Raw genomic sequence first — 14,214 nt, 5'->3', positions numbered from 1 at the left:
TTTAAGGCAACGCCGCCACGACGGACAGCTCCACCAGAATCTCTGGCTCGCACAATCTGGCTTCCACCGTGGCCCGGGCCGGGGCGACGCCTTTGGGCAACCACGTATCCCAGACCGCGTTCATCCCGGCGAAATGGGCCTCGATGTCCTTCAGGTAGATCGTCACCGACAGCAAGTGGCTCTTGTCGGTGCCGGCCAGGTCAAGCAAACGCTCGATATTGGCCAGGGTTTCCCGAGTCTGCTGCTCAATACCGGCGCTCATGTCGTCGCCGACCTGTCCCGCCAGGTAAACGGTGCCGTTGTGCACGACCACCTGGCTCATGCGGTCATTGGTGAGCTGGCGCTGGATTGACATGTTTCGCAGACTCCTTTTTTTGGCTGCCATAACGGGAAATATCGAGGCCTTCGGCGCTGATCTGCGGCTTTTTCTTCGCCATCAGGTCGGCCAGCAGACGGCCAGAACCACAGGCCATGGTCCACCCGAGGGTGCCATGGCCGGTGTTCAGGAACAGATTCTTGAACGGGGTGGCGCCCACGATCGGCGTACCGTCCGGGGTGGTCGGGCGCAGGCCGGTCCAGAAACTGGCCTGGGCCAGATCGCCGCCCTGAGGATAAAGGTCGCCCACGATCATCTCCAGGGTTTCACGCCGACGCGGGTTGAGGGACAGGTCAAACCCGGCAATTTCGGCCATGCCGCCCACGCGGATACGGTTGTCGAAACGGGTGATCGCCACCTTGTAGGTTTCGTCGAGAATGGTCGAGGTCGGGGCCATTGCCGGGTTGGTGATCGGCACGGTCAGGGAGTAACCCTTGAGCGGGTACACCGGCGCGCGGATGCCCAGGGGCTTGAGCAGTTGCGGCGAATAGCTGCCCAAAGCGAGGACGTAGCGGTCGGCGGTTTCCAGCTTGCCGTCGATCCAGACACCGTTGACGCGATCACCGGCGAAGTCCAGGCGCTGGATGTCCTGGCCGAAGCGGAACTGTACGCCGAGCTTCACGGCCATTTCCGCCAGGCGCGTGGTAAACATCTGACAGTCACCGGTCTGGTCGTTGGGCAGGCGCAAGGCACCGGCCAGGATATCGGTGACATTGGCCAGCGCCGGTTCGACGCGAGCGATGCCTGCGCGATCGAGCACTTCGAACGGTACGCCCGACTCTTTCAGCACCGCGATGTCTTTCGCCGCACCGTCGAGCTGTGCCTGAGTACGAAACAGCTGGGTCGTGCCCAGGCTGCGGCCTTCGTAGGCAATGCCGGTTTCGGCACGCAGTTCGTCGAGACAGTCGCGGCTGTACTCGGAGAGGCGGACCATGCGTTCCTTGTTGATGGCGTAACGGCCTGCAGTGCAATTGCGCAGCATCTGCGCCATCCACAAGTACTGGTCGATGTCGGCGGTGGCCTTGATGGCCAACGGCGCATGACGCTGCAACAGCCACTTGATGGCCTTGAGCGGCACGCCCGGCGCGGCCCACGGCGAGGCATAGCCCGGCGATACCTGCCCGGCGTTGGCGAAGCTGGTTTCCATCGCAGGCGCCGGCTGACGATCGACCACCACCACTTCAAACCCGGCCCGCGCCAGGTAGTAAGCACTGACGGTACCGATGACGCCGCTACCCAAGACCAGAACGCGCATGTTGTTGCCCTCATCGCGGATAACCGCTGACGTTTTGTTGTACACACCTTCAATGGGCGCAGTGTAAAAAAGATCAGCCAGTGCTTTTCACTATATAACTGCCTATATTTGGCGAGAATTCTCGGTAAAAACCCTTTTCACGGAGGCGCATCACCTGTGCGTACCAACACCCAGACCAAACGCGAACTGGACAAGATCGACCGCAACATCCTGCGCATCCTCCAGGCGGACGGGCGGATCTCCTTCACGGAATTGGGGGAAAAGGTCGGCCTTTCGACAACACCCTGCACCGAGCGGGTCCGGCGCCTGGAACGCGAAGGCATCATTATGGGCTACAACGCCCGGCTCAATCCGCAGCACTTGAAGGGGAGCCTGCTGGTGTTTGTCGAAATCAGCCTCGACTACAAATCCGGCGACACCTTTGAAGAGTTCCGACGCGCCGTGCTGAAATTACCCCATGTGCTGGAGTGTCACCTGGTGTCCGGGGATTTCGATTACCTGGTAAAGGCACGGATTTCCGAAATGGCCTCGTACCGCAAGCTGCTGGGCGACATCCTGCTCAAGCTGCCCCATGTGCGCGAATCCAAGAGCTACATCGTGATGGAAGAAGTGAAGGAAAGCCTGAGTTTGCCGATTCCGGATTGATCGCTCCCGCGCAGAGGATCGTTCCTACGCTCCGCGTGGGAATGCAGCCAGGGACGCTCCGCGTTCCACAAAGCCGAACGCGGAGCGTTCGATGAGGCATTCCCACGCAGAGCGTAGGAACGATCTGACTAGACCAACACCTGGCGATTGGACGCCATATACTCATGAATCTGCTGCTCGACCCGCGGATGGATCAATGCCACCGGCCGCCGCCCGTTGGGGCACGGCAACGTCGCGGTGGTGCCGAACAGCCGGCAGATCAGCGGTCGTTCGTCATAGACCGTGCAACCGTTCGGCCCCAGGTGAACGCAGTCGAGCGCTTCCATGGCCGCGTCCTGCTCGGCACGGGTCTTACGCGGCAAGCGTGACATTTCCTCGGGAGAAGTGGTCACCGGACCACAGCAGTCGTGACAGCCCGGTACGCACTCGAACGAGGGAATCTGCTGACGCAACGTGCGGATTTTTTGACTGTTGCAGCTCATCGAGGCGATTACCGAGTGGGGTCTGCTACCGATTCTGCCCGAAAAGCCTCATCCCAGACACCGCCAGCCGACCACTGTTGCCCAGGGACGAATCCCCAGCTTATGCTCCGTAAAATTTCTCAAACACAACAATCAGGATTACGCACATGAACGCCCGTGTTCAGCAACCTGTCCCGAGCCACGCGCACGCCGCCTCCTACTATGCCGCCAGCAGCTTGCCGCAACCGGACCATCCGCTGCTGCAAGGCGAGCTGGTTGCGGATGTCTGCGTGGTGGGCGGGGGGTTTTCCGGGCTGAACACGGCAATCGAACTGGCCGAGCGCGGCTTGAGTGTGGTGCTGCTGGAAGCCCACAAGATCGGCTGGGGAGCCAGCGGACGTAACGGTGGCCAATTGATCCGCGGCGTCGGCCATGGGCTGGATCAGTTCGCCCCGGTCATCGGCGCCGATGGTGTCCGTCAGATGAAACTCATGGGCCTTGAGGCGGTGGAAATCGTCCGACAGCGGGTCGAGCGTTTTCGGATCCCCTGCGACCTCACCTGGGGTTACTGTGACCTCGCCAACAAACCCGGTGACCTGGAAGGCTTCGCCGAGGATGCCGAGGAACTGCGCAGCCTGGGTTATCGCCACCAGACCCGGCTCCTGCAAGCTCACGAAATGCACAGTGTCGTGGGTTCGGACCGCTACGTCGGCGGCTTGATCGACATGGGCTCGGGCCATCTGCACCCACTGAACCTGGCCCTGGGCGAAGCCGCCGCCGCACAACAACTCGGGGTCAGACTGTTCGAGCAATCGGCGGTCACCCGCATCGACTATGGCACTGAAGTGAAGGCGCACACCCAGCAGGGCTCGGTGCGGGCCAAGACGCTGGTGCTGGGCTGCAACGCCTACCTCAATGGGCTCAACCCGGAACTGAGCGGCAAAGTGTTACCCGCCGGCAGTTACATCATCGCCACCGACCCCCTGAGCCAGGCCCAGGCCCAGGCATTATTGCCGCAGAACATGGCGGTCTGTGATCAACGGGTAGCGCTGGATTACTACCGGCTTTCGGCGGACCGACGTTTGTTGTTCGGCGGCGCCTGTCACTATTCAGGCCGCGATCCGCAGGACATTGGCGCCTACATGCGGCCGAAAATGCTCAAGGTGTTCCCGCAGTTGGCGGACGTGAAGATCGATTACCAGTGGGGCGGGATGATTGGCATCGGCGCCAACCGGCTGCCGCAGATCGGCCGGCTCAAGGACCAGCCCAACGTGTATTACGCCCAGGCCTATTCCGGTCACGGAGTGAATGCCACGCACCTGGCCGGCAAACTGCTGGCCGAAGCGATCAGTGGGCGGCACAGCGGCGGCTTCGATTTGTTTGCCCAGGTTCCGCACATGACCTTCCCGGGCGGCAAACACCTGCGCTCGCCGCTGCTGGCACTGGGGATGTTGTGGCATCGGCTGAAGGAGTTGGTTTGATCTGTGGCGAGGGCGCTTGCTCCCTCGCCACAGGTACTGCTTCGTTTCAAATCCGCCAGAACGGCTTGAGCCCCTCCTCTCGCGCTTGCTGCCGACTCAGCCCGATATCCCGCAACTGTTCGGGTGTCAGCTCCAACAAGGCTTTGCGTGTATGCAGGCGATGCCAGAACAGACCCCAGCGGCTCAGGCAGGGCGGGGCATTGCGCATTGTCGCGCCACGCAGCCCCTTTTCCTGCCCTGCCACCAGTTCCTGACTGTGTATCGTCAGCCGCACATCGCTCAAGCCGTTCATTTTGGTCGCTCCTGTTTACTTGGGTAGCCAGAGGTTTCATGATGTGCGAACAGCGAAAAGCAATACAGATTCAATCGATTTGTTTTATTTCCATACAGAATGGGCCTTTCTTGCACTGAATCGTCATTTTCTCGCCCATCTGTATTGGTCACCGTTGTCCAGCTCATCGGGAATGCGCCATGACCCTCTACGTGAATCTCGCCGAATTGCTCGGCACCCGGATCGAACAAGGCTTCTACCGCCCAGGCGACCGGCTGCCATCGGTACGGGCCTTGAGCACGGAGCACGGGGTCAGTCTGAGTACGGTGCAGCAGGCCTATCGCATGCTGGAGGACAGCGGGCTGGCGATGCCGAAACCCAAATCCGGCTATTTCGTACCGGTCAGCCGCGAACTGCCGGACCTGCCGGCCGTAGGCCGTCCAGCCCAGCGACCCGTGGATATTTCCCAGTGGGACCAAGTGCTCGAGTTGATACGCGCGGTGCCGCGCAAGGATGTGGTGCAGCTAGGTCGCGGCATGCCGGATATCAATTCACCGACCATGAAACCGCTGCTGCGCAGCCTCGCGCAGATCAGCCGCCGGCAAGACATGCCGGGGCTGTATTACGACAACATCTACGGCAACCTGGCGTTGCGCGAACAGATTGCACGCCTGTTGCTGGACTCGGGATGTCAGCTGGGGGCCAACGATCTGATCGTTACCACGGGCTGCCACGAAGCACTGTCCGTGAGTATCCGCGCCACGTGCGAGCAGGGCGACATCGTCGCCGTGGACTCGCCAAGCTTCCATGGCGCCATGCAAACCCTCAAGGGCCTGGGCATGAAGGCCCTGGAAATCCCCACCGACCCGCTCACCGGTATCAGCCTGGAGGCATTGGAACTGGCCTTGGAGCAATGGCCCATCAAGGCCATACAGTTGACGCCCAGTTGCAACAATCCGCTGGGCTACATCATGCCGGAAGCCAACAAGCGCGCCCTGTTGACCCTGGCACAGCGCTTCGATGTGGCGATTATCGAAGACGACGTGTATGGCGAACTGGCCTACACCTACCCGCGCCCCCGCACGATCAAATCCTTCGACGATGACGGCCGGGTCCTGCTCTGCAGTTCGTTTTCCAAGACCCTGGCGCCCGGCCTGCGCGTGGGCTGGGTAGCGCCCGGCCGGTACCTGGAGCGGGTACTGCACATGAAATACATCAGCACCGGTTCCACCGCGCCGCAACCACAGATTGCCATCGCCGAGTTTCTCAAGGGCGGTCACTTCGAACCGCATTTACGCCGGATGCGCACTCAATACCAGCGTAATCGTGACGTGATGATCGATTGGGTCAGCCGCTATTTTCCATCTGGCACCCGCGCCAGCCGTCCGCGGGGCAGCTTCATGCTATGGGTGGAACTGCCCGAAGGCTTTGACACCTTGAAGCTCAATCGGGTCTTGCAAGACCAAGGCGTGCAGGTAGCCGTCGGCAGTATCTTTTCCGCGTCGGGCAAGTACCGCAACTGCCTGCGGATGAACTACGCTGCCAAGCCAACGACCCAGATCGAAGAGGCCGTGCGCAGGGTCGGAACCGCCGCTATCGCGCTGTTGAACGAAACCCGGCGCGACGGCGTCTGAACTGTACGCCGGGAAGCGGCACCCACAGCCAATCAACGCATTCGAGCGGAATGATCCTACGTGAGATCCACACCGATCCTGCCTGCGCTACTGCTTGTCGCCTCGCTGCTGGGCGGCTGCGCCAGTTTTGATGTCACCCGCGAGCCCTCCCAGGCGTTGCCGGCCGCCGAATCCGCGTTCGGTCGCTCGGTCCAGGCCCAGGTCGCACCCCATGGCGGGCAGTCGGGCTTTCGGTTGCTCTCCGACAGCACCGATGCCTTCACCGCGCGGGCCGAGCTGATTCGCCACGCCCAGAGCAGCCTGGACTTGCAGTACTACATCGTTCACGACGGCATCAGCACCCGGATGCTGGTGGATGAACTGCTCAAGGCCGCCGACCGGGGCGTACGCGTGCGGATCCTGCTGGACGACACCACCAGCGATGGCCAGGAACAGGTCATTGCGACCCTGGCTGCCCATCCACAGATCCAGATTCGCCTGTTCAACCCGCTGCACCTGGGACGCGCCACCGGCGTGACCCGCAGTCTCGGGCGCCTGTTCAACCTGTCGCAGCAACACCGGCGGATGCACAACAAGCTGTGGCTGGCGGACAACAGCATGGCCATCGTTGGCGGCCGCAACCTGGGGGATGAATATTTCGACGCCGAACCCAACCTGAATTTCACCGACATCGACCTGCTCGGGGTCGGGCCGGTGGCCGAACAACTGGGGCATAGCTTCGACCAGTACTGGAACAGCGCCCTGAGCAAACCCATCGAACAGTTCCTGTCGCATCGCCCTACGCCCAAGGACCTGGCCAACAGTCGCCTGCGCCTGCAAGAGTCACTTGAACAGACCCACAGGGAAAATCAAGCGCTCTACCAGCAACTGACCACCTACAGAACTCAGCCGCGCCTGGACATCTGGCGCGGCCAACTGATCTGGGCCTGGAACCAGGCCATGTGGGACGCGCCCAGCAAAATACTGGCCAAGGACGAGCCGGACCCACAATTGCTGCTGACCACTCAACTGGCGCCAGAGCTGACGGGCGTCAGCAAAGAACTGATCATGATTTCCGCCTACTTCGTCCCCGGCCAGCCAGGGCTGGTGTACCTGACCAGTCGCGCCGATGCCGGGGTGTCGGTGAGCCTCCTGACCAATGCCCTGGAAGCTACGGACGTGCCGGCGGTGCACGGCGGCTATGCGCCGTATCGCAAGGCGTTGCTGGAACACGGCGTGCGCTTGTTCGAGCTGCGTCGGCAACCGGGCGACAGCGGCAGCAGCCCACACCTGTTCTACAGCAAATCCTACGGCGAATCGGACTCCAGCCTGCACAGCAAGGCGATCATTTTTGACCGACAGAAAGCGTTCGTCGGCTCGTTCAATTTCGACCCGCGCTCGGTGCTGTGGAACACCGAAGTCGGCGTGCTGGTGGACAGTCAGGAACTCGCCGGCCAGGTGCGCGAGCTGGCGCTGCAAGGCATGGCGCCGACCTTGAGTTACCAGGTGCGGCTGGAAGATGGAAAGCTCGCCTGGACCACCGAGGACAACGGCAAACTGCACGACCTGGACCGCGAGCCTGGCAGCTGGTGGCGCCGGTTCAATGCCTGGTTCGCCACGACTGTCGGGTTGGAGCGGATGTTGTAGCCTGCAAAAGCTGTGGAGATCATCCGTGGCTGATCAGGCAGGCTGAGGGGCCCCAAGCGCCCCGTGACGCAGCAACACAATCACCAGGCCAAACGCCCCCGCCGCCATGAGCAGCGGCAGTGCATGCCCGCTGACCCACTGGCTGCCGGCCCCTGCTGCCAGGGGGCCGACCAGGCAGCCGATGCCCCACAGTTGCGCGACATGGGCATTGGCCCGCACCAGCGCATCGTCCCGGTAACGCTCGCCGATCAGGATCAGCGACAAGGTAAACAGACCGCCCGCGCTGGCACCGAACAGCACCCACAATGGCCAGATCAACAGCGTATCGATCAGCAGTGGAACTGCCAGGCTCGATAACGCCAGCAGCACCGCGCAGCTCATGAGCAATGTCCGGCGAGACACGTAATCGGCCAAGGCACCGATAGGCAATTGCAGCACCGCATCACCGACTACCACCGTGCTGACCATCGCCAGTGCAATCTCGGCGCTGAGGCCCTGGCGCAAGCAGTAAACCGGCAGTAACGTCAGGATCATTGCCTCGAAGGCGGCGAACAACGACACCGCCCACGCTATCGCCGGCAAGCCTCGGCAAAACGCCCACAGATTGCCAAACGTAACGCTGCCGGCCTCGCTGGTCGGTGCACCACTACGGCCAAGCAACAGCAGTGGCGCAATCAACAACAGCGCGACGCCCGTCCAGAACCCGTAATCGTGGTCAGTCCCCAGCGCTCCAAGCAACAGCGGGCCCGATAACTGGCTCAGCGCATAGCTGCTGCCATACAGCGCCACCAACCGTCCGCGCCATTGTTCAATGACCAGTTGATTGATCCAGCTCTCACCAAGAATGAACACCAGGGTCAGGACCAGGCCAATCACCAGGCGCAGCAGCAGCCAGACCGGATAACTGGGCAGCAGCGCCAACAATCCGATCGACAGCGCCCCGCCCCAGAGACACAGCCGCATCAACGCCGCCGTGCCAAAGCGCGCGGCCAAACGACTCGACACCTTGGCCCCCAGCAACACGCCAACCGCCGGCATGGCCGCCATTACGCCGATGGCGAATGAGCCATAACCCCAGCCCTCCAGGCGCAGCGACACCAGCGGCATGCTGACACCCAGCGCCAGACCGACGCTCAGGACCGACGCCAACACGGCGAAGTAAGTCGCCCAACGCATTTCCACGCTCCTGTGGACTGTGATCGGTTTCAGACACGACCAAAACATTGTGGGAGCGAGCCTGCTCGCGATGACGGGACAACATCCAACACAATCGTCGACTGTCGTACCGCTATCGCGAGCAGGCTCGCTCCCACAGGGATATGTGTCGACCGCCCAGCTTCAGCTCGTTCCCACAGGGGATCAGTGTTGCGCAGTCACAGCTTGATCCAGGTCGCCTTCAGCTCGGTGTACTTGTCGAACGCATGCAGTGACTTGTCGCGACCGTTGCCCGACTGCTTGAAGCCACCGAACGGCGCGGTCATGTCGCCACCGTCGTACTGATTGACCCAAACGCTGCCGGCGCGCAGTGCCTTGGCGGTCAGGTGAGCCTTGGAGATGTCCTTGGTCCACACCGCCGCCGCCAGGCCGTAAGGCGTGTCGTTGGCGATCTGGATAGCTTCTTCGGCGGTGTCGAAGGCGATGACCGACAGCACCGGGCCGAAGATCTCTTCCTGGGCGATTTTCATGGCATTGCTCACGCCATCGAAAATCGTCGGCTCGACGTAGGTGCCGCCGGTCTCCTCGAGAATCCGCTTGCCACCGGCCACCAGCTTGGCGCCGTCGCTGTGACCGGCCTCGATGTAGGACAGCACGGTGTTCATTTGCTGAGTATCCACCAAGGCACCGACGTTGGTCGCAGGGTCCAGAGGATTACCTGGCTTCCAGCCCTTGAGGGCTTCGATCACCAGCGGCAGGAAGGTGTCCTTGATGGAGCGCTCTACCAGCAAGCGCGAACCGGCGGTGCAGACTTCGCCCTGGTTGAAGGCGATGGCGCTGGCGGCGGATTCGGCGGCGGCTTGCAAGTCCGGGGCATCGGCGAAGACGATGTTCGGACTCTTGCCACCGGCTTCCAGCCAGACGCGCTTCATGTTGGATTCGCCCGAGTAAATCATCAGTTGCTTGGCGATCTTGGTCGACCCGGTGAACACCAGGGTATCGACGTCCATGTGCAGGGCCAACGCCTTGCCGACAGTATGGCCGTAGCCTGGCAGCACGTTCAGCACGCCTTTCGGAATACCGGCTTCGACCGCCAGGGCAGCGATGCGGATGGCCGTCAGCGGCGATTTTTCCGACGGTTTCAGCACCACCGAGTTACCGGTGGACAGCGCCGGACCGAGCTTCCAGCAAGCCATCATCAACGGGAAATTCCACGGCACGATCGCGCCCACGACGCCTACCGGCTCGCGCGTCACCAGGCCCAACTGGTCGTGGGGAGTCGCGGCCACTTCGTCGTAGATCTTGTCGATGGCTTCGCCACTCCAGCTCAACGCCTGGGCCGCACCGGGAATGTCGATGTACAGGGAATCGCTGATCGGCTTACCCATGTCCAGGGTTTCGAGCAGGGCCAGTTCTTCGGCGTGCTGCTTGAGCAGGCCGGCAAAACGAATCATGGTGGCTTTGCGCTTGCTGGGGGCCAGGCGTGACCAGGCGCCGGCGTTGAAGGTCGCACGGGCGTTTTCGACCGCACGCTGGGCGTCGGCCACGTCGCAACTGGCGATTTTGCCCAGCAGGCGGCCATCGACCGGGCTTAGGCAATCAAAGGTTTCGCCGGACACCGCATCGGTGTATTCACCGTTGATGAAGGCACGGCCTTCGATTTTCAGGTCGCGGGCGCGTTGTTCCCAGTCGGCACGAGTCAGGGTGGTCATGCGAGTGTCCTCCTCTTATTGAGTAAGAGCGCCGCGCAGCACGCAGTGCTCAACGAATTCTGCCCCGGCCAGCCTGTTTCGGGGCTGTTTTCGCCAGAGGGCACCCGCCACCCTAAACCAGCGGCCGGTGAAGTTTCAATATATTTGACACAACGCCAGCAAACGGCCTTGCGATGTTCGTTTTAATAAACATAGACTTTGGCTCTTCCAGCCATCCGCGCCGTCACTAACGGGGTTTACCGCATGAGCATCCAGGACATAGTCGATTTCAGCCACGCCACCACTGCCGCCGACCGCTATCGCCCGGACCCGGCGAAGGTGCTCAAGGGCGATCCCGAACAAGCGGTGTACAACCACTACAACAGCCCGTGCGGACAGATGAATGCCGGGGTATGGGAAGGCGCTGTCGGGCAATGGACAGTCAACTACACCGAGCATGAGTACTGCGAGATCGTCCAGGGTGTTTCCGTGTTGCGCGACAGCGATGGGAACGCCAAGACCCTGCGGGCCGGCGACCGATTTGTGATTCCGGCCGGGTTCAAGGGAACCTGGGAAGTGCTGGAACCGTGCCGCAAGATTTATGTGGTGTTTGAACAGAAGGCTTGAGCCACGGCAAATCCGTAGCAGGCGCTAACACTCCGCTACTGGTCAACCACTGCAGACTTGGATAAGACTGCTCACGGGCGCTGCACGATCGATATCGTCGGGCGGTAACGCGCAGGATGCGCAACCGCTTCAACAGGACGCCTGATTCCCAACCATTTGCAAGGAGGCAAACATGCCCGCCCTACCTGATCAATGCGACCTCGCCGTGGCCCAGTACACCATTGGCAAGTTGTGCACCCCCGAGCTTCTCGAAGAAGTCCGAGCGCTGGCCAATGGCGCCAAAGTGCGCGCCACGGGCCCCAGGTACGCCAGTACCCATGACCTGCGCCCGACCCGGATCAACCTTCGCACCAACGCCGACAGGATCATCATCGGCATTGCCTGTGGCTGACCGATTGCCGCGCTGATAAAGCCGACCGATGCAACATTCAAACGAAAAAAAGCCCGTATCTCGCGATACGGGCTTTTTTTGTCGGAGAGAAAATCAATTACTTGATTTTGCCTTCCTTGTAGATCACGTGCTTGCGAACAACCGGATCATATTTCTTGATCTCGATTTTGTCCGGGGTAGTACGCTTGTTCTTGTCGGTAGTGTAGAAGTGACCAGTACCGGCGCTCGAGATCAAACGAATCAATTCACGCATGATTAGCTCCCTTAAACCTTGCCATCGCGACGAAGTTCGGCCAGCACGACACTGATGCCACGCTTGTCGATGATACGCATGCCTTTGGCAGATACGCGCAGACGCACAAAACGTTTCTCTTCTTCAACCCAGAAGCGGTGATGCTGCAGGTTCGGCAGGAAACGACGACGGGTTTTGTTGTTTGCGTGGGAAATGTTATTCCCAGTCACCGGACCCTTACCGGTAACTTGACAGACTCTCGACATGCCTCAGCCCTCTAAAACCACATGCCCAACCCGGCATGGGTTGGCCGCTTAATCTCTCAGTCATTTGGCGCCAGGCGCCGCGTTTCTTTAAGGGTCTTACCGGCTACACCTACAGTGAAGGAACCGGGCCCCTAGAAAAGAGCGCTGCTTTATACCAGAAAGACCTCGGTGCAACAACAACCGATGTGATTTGTCTTTGCGGGAAACGCCTGACAAACCCTTCCGGGCGGCTCAGGCCAAGGCCGGCGCAGCCCGTGACCGCTCGTCGCTGCATTCGGGTATTTTTCATCCGTGGCCGGTTTGAGCCATTCCACGTGCCGCCACAGAGTGCCGGAAAATGCAAAAAGGGGATAGTCATTTACCTACGGGCCCACTAGGGTAGGCCTTTTCCAGACTGCACTCGCAGATGGGCTTTCGACCTGACAAGGAAACCGATCATGCGCCTCGCTGCCCTCCCCCTGTTGCTCGCCCCCCTGCTGATCAGCCCGCTGACCCAGGCCGCCGCCCTGAGTGTCTGTACCGAGGCCAGCCCGGAAGGATTCGATGTCGTCCAGTACAACTCGCTGACGACCACCAACGCCTCTGCCGACGTACTGATGAACCGCCTGGTGGACTTCGACACCGCCAGCGGCAAGGTAGTCCCCAGCCTGGCCACTCGCTGGGAAGTCTCGACCGATGGTCTGACGTACGTGTTCAAGCTGCGCCCACAGGTCAAGTTCCATCACACCGACTACTTCACACCGCGGCGCGACCTGACCGCCGAGGACGTGAAATTCAGCTTCGAGCGCATGCTTGATCCGGCCAACCCCTGGCACAAGGTCGCCCAGAGCGGTTTTCCCCATGCCCAGTCCATGCAGTTGCCCACGCTGGTCAAGAAAATCGATGCGCTGGACCCGCTGACCGTGCGCTTCACCCTTGATCATGCCGACTCAACCTTCCTGGCGACCTTGAGCATGGGCTTTGCTTCCATCTATTCGGCCGATTATGCCGACCAGTTGATGAAAGCCGGCACGCCGGAAAAACTCAACAACCAACCCATCGGTACCGGCCCGTTCATTTTCAACCGATTCCAGAAGGATGCCTCGATTCGCTACAAGGCCAACGACGACTATTTCGGCGGCAAGCCTGCGGTGGACCCGTTGATCTTCGCCATCACGCCAGATGCCAACGTGCGCCTGCAGAAACTGCGGCGCAATGAATGCCAGATCGCCCTGTCGCCCAAGCCGCTGGATGTGCAGGCCGCCAGGCAGGACCCGACGTTGGACGTGACCCAGACCGACGCCTTCATGACCGCGTTCGTGGCGATCAACAGCCAACATCCTCCGCTGGACAAGCCTGAGGTACGCCAAGCCATCAACCTCGCTTTCGACAAGGCCAGCTACCTCAAGACCGTCTTCGAAGGCACTGCCGAAGCAGCCAACGGCCCCTACCCGCCCAATACCTGGAGCTACGCCAAGAGCTTGCCCGGCTACCCCCACGACCTGGCCAAGGCCCGTGACTTGCTGGCCAAGGCCGGCTTGAAGGAAGGTTTCCAGACGACCCTCTGGACCCGCCCTTCCGGCAGCCTGCTGAACCCCAACCCGAGCCTTGGCGCACAGCTGCTGCAATCGGACCTGGCCCAAATCGGCATCCAGGCCGAGATCCGCGTGATCGAATGGGGCGAGCTGATTCGCCGCGCCAAGGCCGGTGAACACGACCTGCTGTTCATGGGTTGGGCGGGCGACAACGGCGACCCGGATAACTTCCTCACGCCGCAGTTTTCCTGCGCGGCAGTCACGTCCGGCACCAACTTCGCCCGTTACTGCAATCCGGACCTGGACAAACTGATCAGCGCCGGCAAGACCACCGGTGAACAAGGCGTGCGTGCCAAGCTCTACGAACAGGCCCAGGCCCAGATCCAGCAACAGGCCCTGTGGCTGCCCCTGGCCCACCCGACCGCATTCGCCCTCACCCGCAAGGAGGTGCAGGGGTATTCGGTAAGCCCGTTTGGCCGTCAGGATTATTCCAAGGTCAGCCTCAAGCCGTAAGCTGCAAGCTGCAAGCTGCAAGCTCAAGTCAAAAGCAGATCGCACATAGCTCTGACTTGCCGCTTGAAACTTGCAG

15 protein-coding genes are annotated in these 14,214 nt (G+C 61.2%); 7 read left to right on the top strand and 8 right to left on the bottom strand.

From position 1 onward, the window contains the following. Position 1: 1 nt before the first annotated feature. Both J7E36_RS02995 and dadA read right to left on the bottom strand, forming a co-directional pair. On the bottom strand, positions 2-355 hold the full coding sequence (locus J7E36_RS02995; RefSeq protein ID WP_214999727.1) for a RidA family protein: 354 nt from the start codon (positions 353-355) through the stop codon (positions 2-4). Continuing rightward, positions 327-1,631 carry a D-amino acid dehydrogenase gene (dadA, locus tag J7E36_RS02990; protein ID WP_214999724.1) on the bottom strand — a complete coding sequence of 435 codons (1,305 nt, stop codon included), beginning with the start codon at positions 1,629-1,631 and terminating at the stop codon, positions 327-329. The genes J7E36_RS02995 and dadA overlap by 29 nt, the downstream gene beginning before the upstream one ends. A gap of 156 nt (positions 1,632-1,787) precedes the next feature. Here dadA and J7E36_RS02985 point away from each other — a divergent pair, with 156 nt between their 5' ends. Further along, complete coding sequence (locus tag J7E36_RS02985; protein WP_003177284.1) at positions 1,788-2,276, top strand: Lrp/AsnC ligand binding domain-containing protein; 489 nt, start codon at positions 1,788-1,790, stop codon at positions 2,274-2,276. A 128-nt stretch (positions 2,277-2,404) separates the two neighbouring features. Here J7E36_RS02985 and J7E36_RS02980 read toward each other — a convergent pair whose 3' ends face one another. Further along, on the bottom strand, positions 2,405-2,758 hold the full coding sequence (locus J7E36_RS02980; RefSeq protein ID WP_214999722.1) for a YkgJ family cysteine cluster protein: 354 nt from the start codon (positions 2,756-2,758) through the stop codon (positions 2,405-2,407). A 146-nt stretch (positions 2,759-2,904) separates the two neighbouring features. On the opposite strand from J7E36_RS02980, the gene J7E36_RS02975 reads away from it, so the two are divergent. Continuing rightward, positions 2,905-4,218 carry an NAD(P)/FAD-dependent oxidoreductase gene (locus tag J7E36_RS02975; protein WP_214999720.1) on the top strand — a complete coding sequence of 438 codons (1,314 nt, stop codon included), beginning with the start codon at positions 2,905-2,907 and terminating at the stop codon, positions 4,216-4,218. 46 nt (positions 4,219-4,264) lie between these two features. Here the strand turns inward: J7E36_RS02975 and J7E36_RS02970 are convergent, their stop codons facing one another. Then, positions 4,265-4,510 carry a DUF1127 domain-containing protein gene (locus tag J7E36_RS02970; protein ID WP_214999718.1) on the bottom strand — a complete coding sequence of 82 codons (246 nt, stop codon included), beginning with the start codon at positions 4,508-4,510 and terminating at the stop codon, positions 4,265-4,267. A 179-nt stretch (positions 4,511-4,689) separates the two neighbouring features. On the opposite strand from J7E36_RS02970, the gene J7E36_RS02965 reads away from it, so the two are divergent. Beyond that, positions 4,690-6,123, top strand: a complete 1,434-nt coding sequence (locus J7E36_RS02965; protein ID WP_214999716.1) for a PLP-dependent aminotransferase family protein — start codon at positions 4,690-4,692, stop codon at positions 6,121-6,123. A gap of 60 nt (positions 6,124-6,183) precedes the next feature. Further along, on the top strand, positions 6,184-7,749 hold the full coding sequence (locus tag J7E36_RS02960; RefSeq protein WP_214999714.1) for a phospholipase D family protein: 1,566 nt from the start codon (positions 6,184-6,186) through the stop codon (positions 7,747-7,749). A gap of 33 nt (positions 7,750-7,782) precedes the next feature. Here J7E36_RS02960 and J7E36_RS02955 read toward each other — a convergent pair whose 3' ends face one another. Together J7E36_RS02955 and J7E36_RS02950 are read right to left on the bottom strand one after the other, a co-directional pair. After that, positions 7,783-8,925 carry an MFS transporter gene (locus J7E36_RS02955; RefSeq protein ID WP_214999712.1) on the bottom strand — a complete coding sequence of 381 codons (1,143 nt, stop codon included), beginning with the start codon at positions 8,923-8,925 and terminating at the stop codon, positions 7,783-7,785. A gap of 197 nt (positions 8,926-9,122) precedes the next feature. Then, a complete protein-coding gene (locus J7E36_RS02950) occupies positions 9,123-10,616 on the bottom strand; it encodes an aldehyde dehydrogenase (protein ID WP_214999709.1) in 1,494 nt (497 codons plus the stop codon). A gap of 243 nt (positions 10,617-10,859) precedes the next feature. Here J7E36_RS02950 and J7E36_RS02945 point away from each other — a divergent pair, with 243 nt between their 5' ends. Both J7E36_RS02945 and J7E36_RS02940 read left to right on the top strand, forming a co-directional pair. After that, positions 10,860-11,222: a cupin domain-containing protein gene (locus J7E36_RS02945; RefSeq protein ID WP_214999707.1), complete on the top strand. Its 363-nt coding sequence runs from the start codon at positions 10,860-10,862 to the stop codon at positions 11,220-11,222. Positions 11,223-11,394: 172 nt separating this feature from the next. Continuing rightward, a complete protein-coding gene (locus tag J7E36_RS02940; protein WP_214999705.1) occupies positions 11,395-11,613 on the top strand; it encodes a peptidase inhibitor in 219 nt (72 codons plus the stop codon). A 97-nt stretch (positions 11,614-11,710) separates the two neighbouring features. Here J7E36_RS02940 and rpmG read toward each other — a convergent pair whose 3' ends face one another. Continuing rightward, on the bottom strand, positions 11,711-11,866 hold the full coding sequence (rpmG, locus tag J7E36_RS02935; RefSeq protein ID WP_003177274.1) for a 50S ribosomal protein L33: 156 nt from the start codon (positions 11,864-11,866) through the stop codon (positions 11,711-11,713). An 11-nt stretch (positions 11,867-11,877) separates the two neighbouring features. Next, entirely contained in the window at positions 11,878-12,111 is a 234-nt protein-coding gene (gene rpmB / locus J7E36_RS02930; protein WP_003177273.1) for a 50S ribosomal protein L28, read from the bottom strand. Positions 12,112-12,548: 437 nt separating this feature from the next. Here rpmB and J7E36_RS02925 point away from each other — a divergent pair, with 437 nt between their 5' ends. Then, positions 12,549-14,138 (top strand): ABC transporter substrate-binding protein, encoded by a 1,590-nt coding sequence (locus J7E36_RS02925; protein WP_214999703.1) that lies wholly within the window; start codon positions 12,549-12,551, stop codon positions 14,136-14,138. The last annotated feature ends 76 nt before the right edge of the window (positions 14,139-14,214 follow it).

The organism is Pseudomonas fluorescens, from assembly GCF_018614775.1.
Classification (GTDB): Bacteria; Pseudomonadota; Gammaproteobacteria; order Pseudomonadales; family Pseudomonadaceae; genus Aquipseudomonas; species Aquipseudomonas fluorescens_BY.
This window is presented reverse-complemented; position numbering and strand designations above follow the sequence as displayed.

Bases quoted from the DNA above. Each gene is read 5' to 3' on its own strand.
- J7E36_RS02995 (WP_214999727.1), bottom strand. From the start codon at position 355: ATGTCAATCCAGCGCCAGCTCACCAATGACCGCATGAGCCAGGTGGTC.
- dadA (WP_214999724.1), bottom strand. From the start codon at position 1,631: ATGCGCGTTCTGGTCTTGGGTAGCGGCGTCATCGGTACCGTCAGTGCT.
- J7E36_RS02980 (WP_214999722.1), bottom strand. From the start codon at position 2,758: ATGAGCTGCAACAGTCAAAAAATCCGCACGTTGCGTCAGCAGATTCCC.
- J7E36_RS02975 (WP_214999720.1), top strand. From the start codon at position 2,905: ATGAACGCCCGTGTTCAGCAACCTGTCCCGAGCCACGCGCACGCCGCC.
- J7E36_RS02970 (WP_214999718.1), bottom strand. From the start codon at position 4,510: ATGAACGGCTTGAGCGATGTGCGGCTGACGATACACAGTCAGGAACTG.
- J7E36_RS02965 (WP_214999716.1), top strand. From the start codon at position 4,690: ATGACCCTCTACGTGAATCTCGCCGAATTGCTCGGCACCCGGATCGAA.
- J7E36_RS02955 (WP_214999712.1), bottom strand. From the start codon at position 8,925: ATGCGTTGGGCGACTTACTTCGCCGTGTTGGCGTCGGTCCTGAGCGTC.
- J7E36_RS02950 (WP_214999709.1), bottom strand. From the start codon at position 10,616: ATGACCACCCTGACTCGTGCCGACTGGGAACAACGCGCCCGCGACCTG.
- J7E36_RS02945 (WP_214999707.1), top strand. From the start codon at position 10,860: ATGAGCATCCAGGACATAGTCGATTTCAGCCACGCCACCACTGCCGCC.
- J7E36_RS02940 (WP_214999705.1), top strand. From the start codon at position 11,395: ATGCCCGCCCTACCTGATCAATGCGACCTCGCCGTGGCCCAGTACACC.
- rpmG (WP_003177274.1), bottom strand. From the start codon at position 11,866: ATGCGTGAATTGATTCGTTTGATCTCGAGCGCCGGTACTGGTCACTTC.
- rpmB (WP_003177273.1), bottom strand. From the start codon at position 12,111: ATGTCGAGAGTCTGTCAAGTTACCGGTAAGGGTCCGGTGACTGGGAAT.
- J7E36_RS02925 (WP_214999703.1), top strand. From the start codon at position 12,549: ATGCGCCTCGCTGCCCTCCCCCTGTTGCTCGCCCCCCTGCTGATCAGC.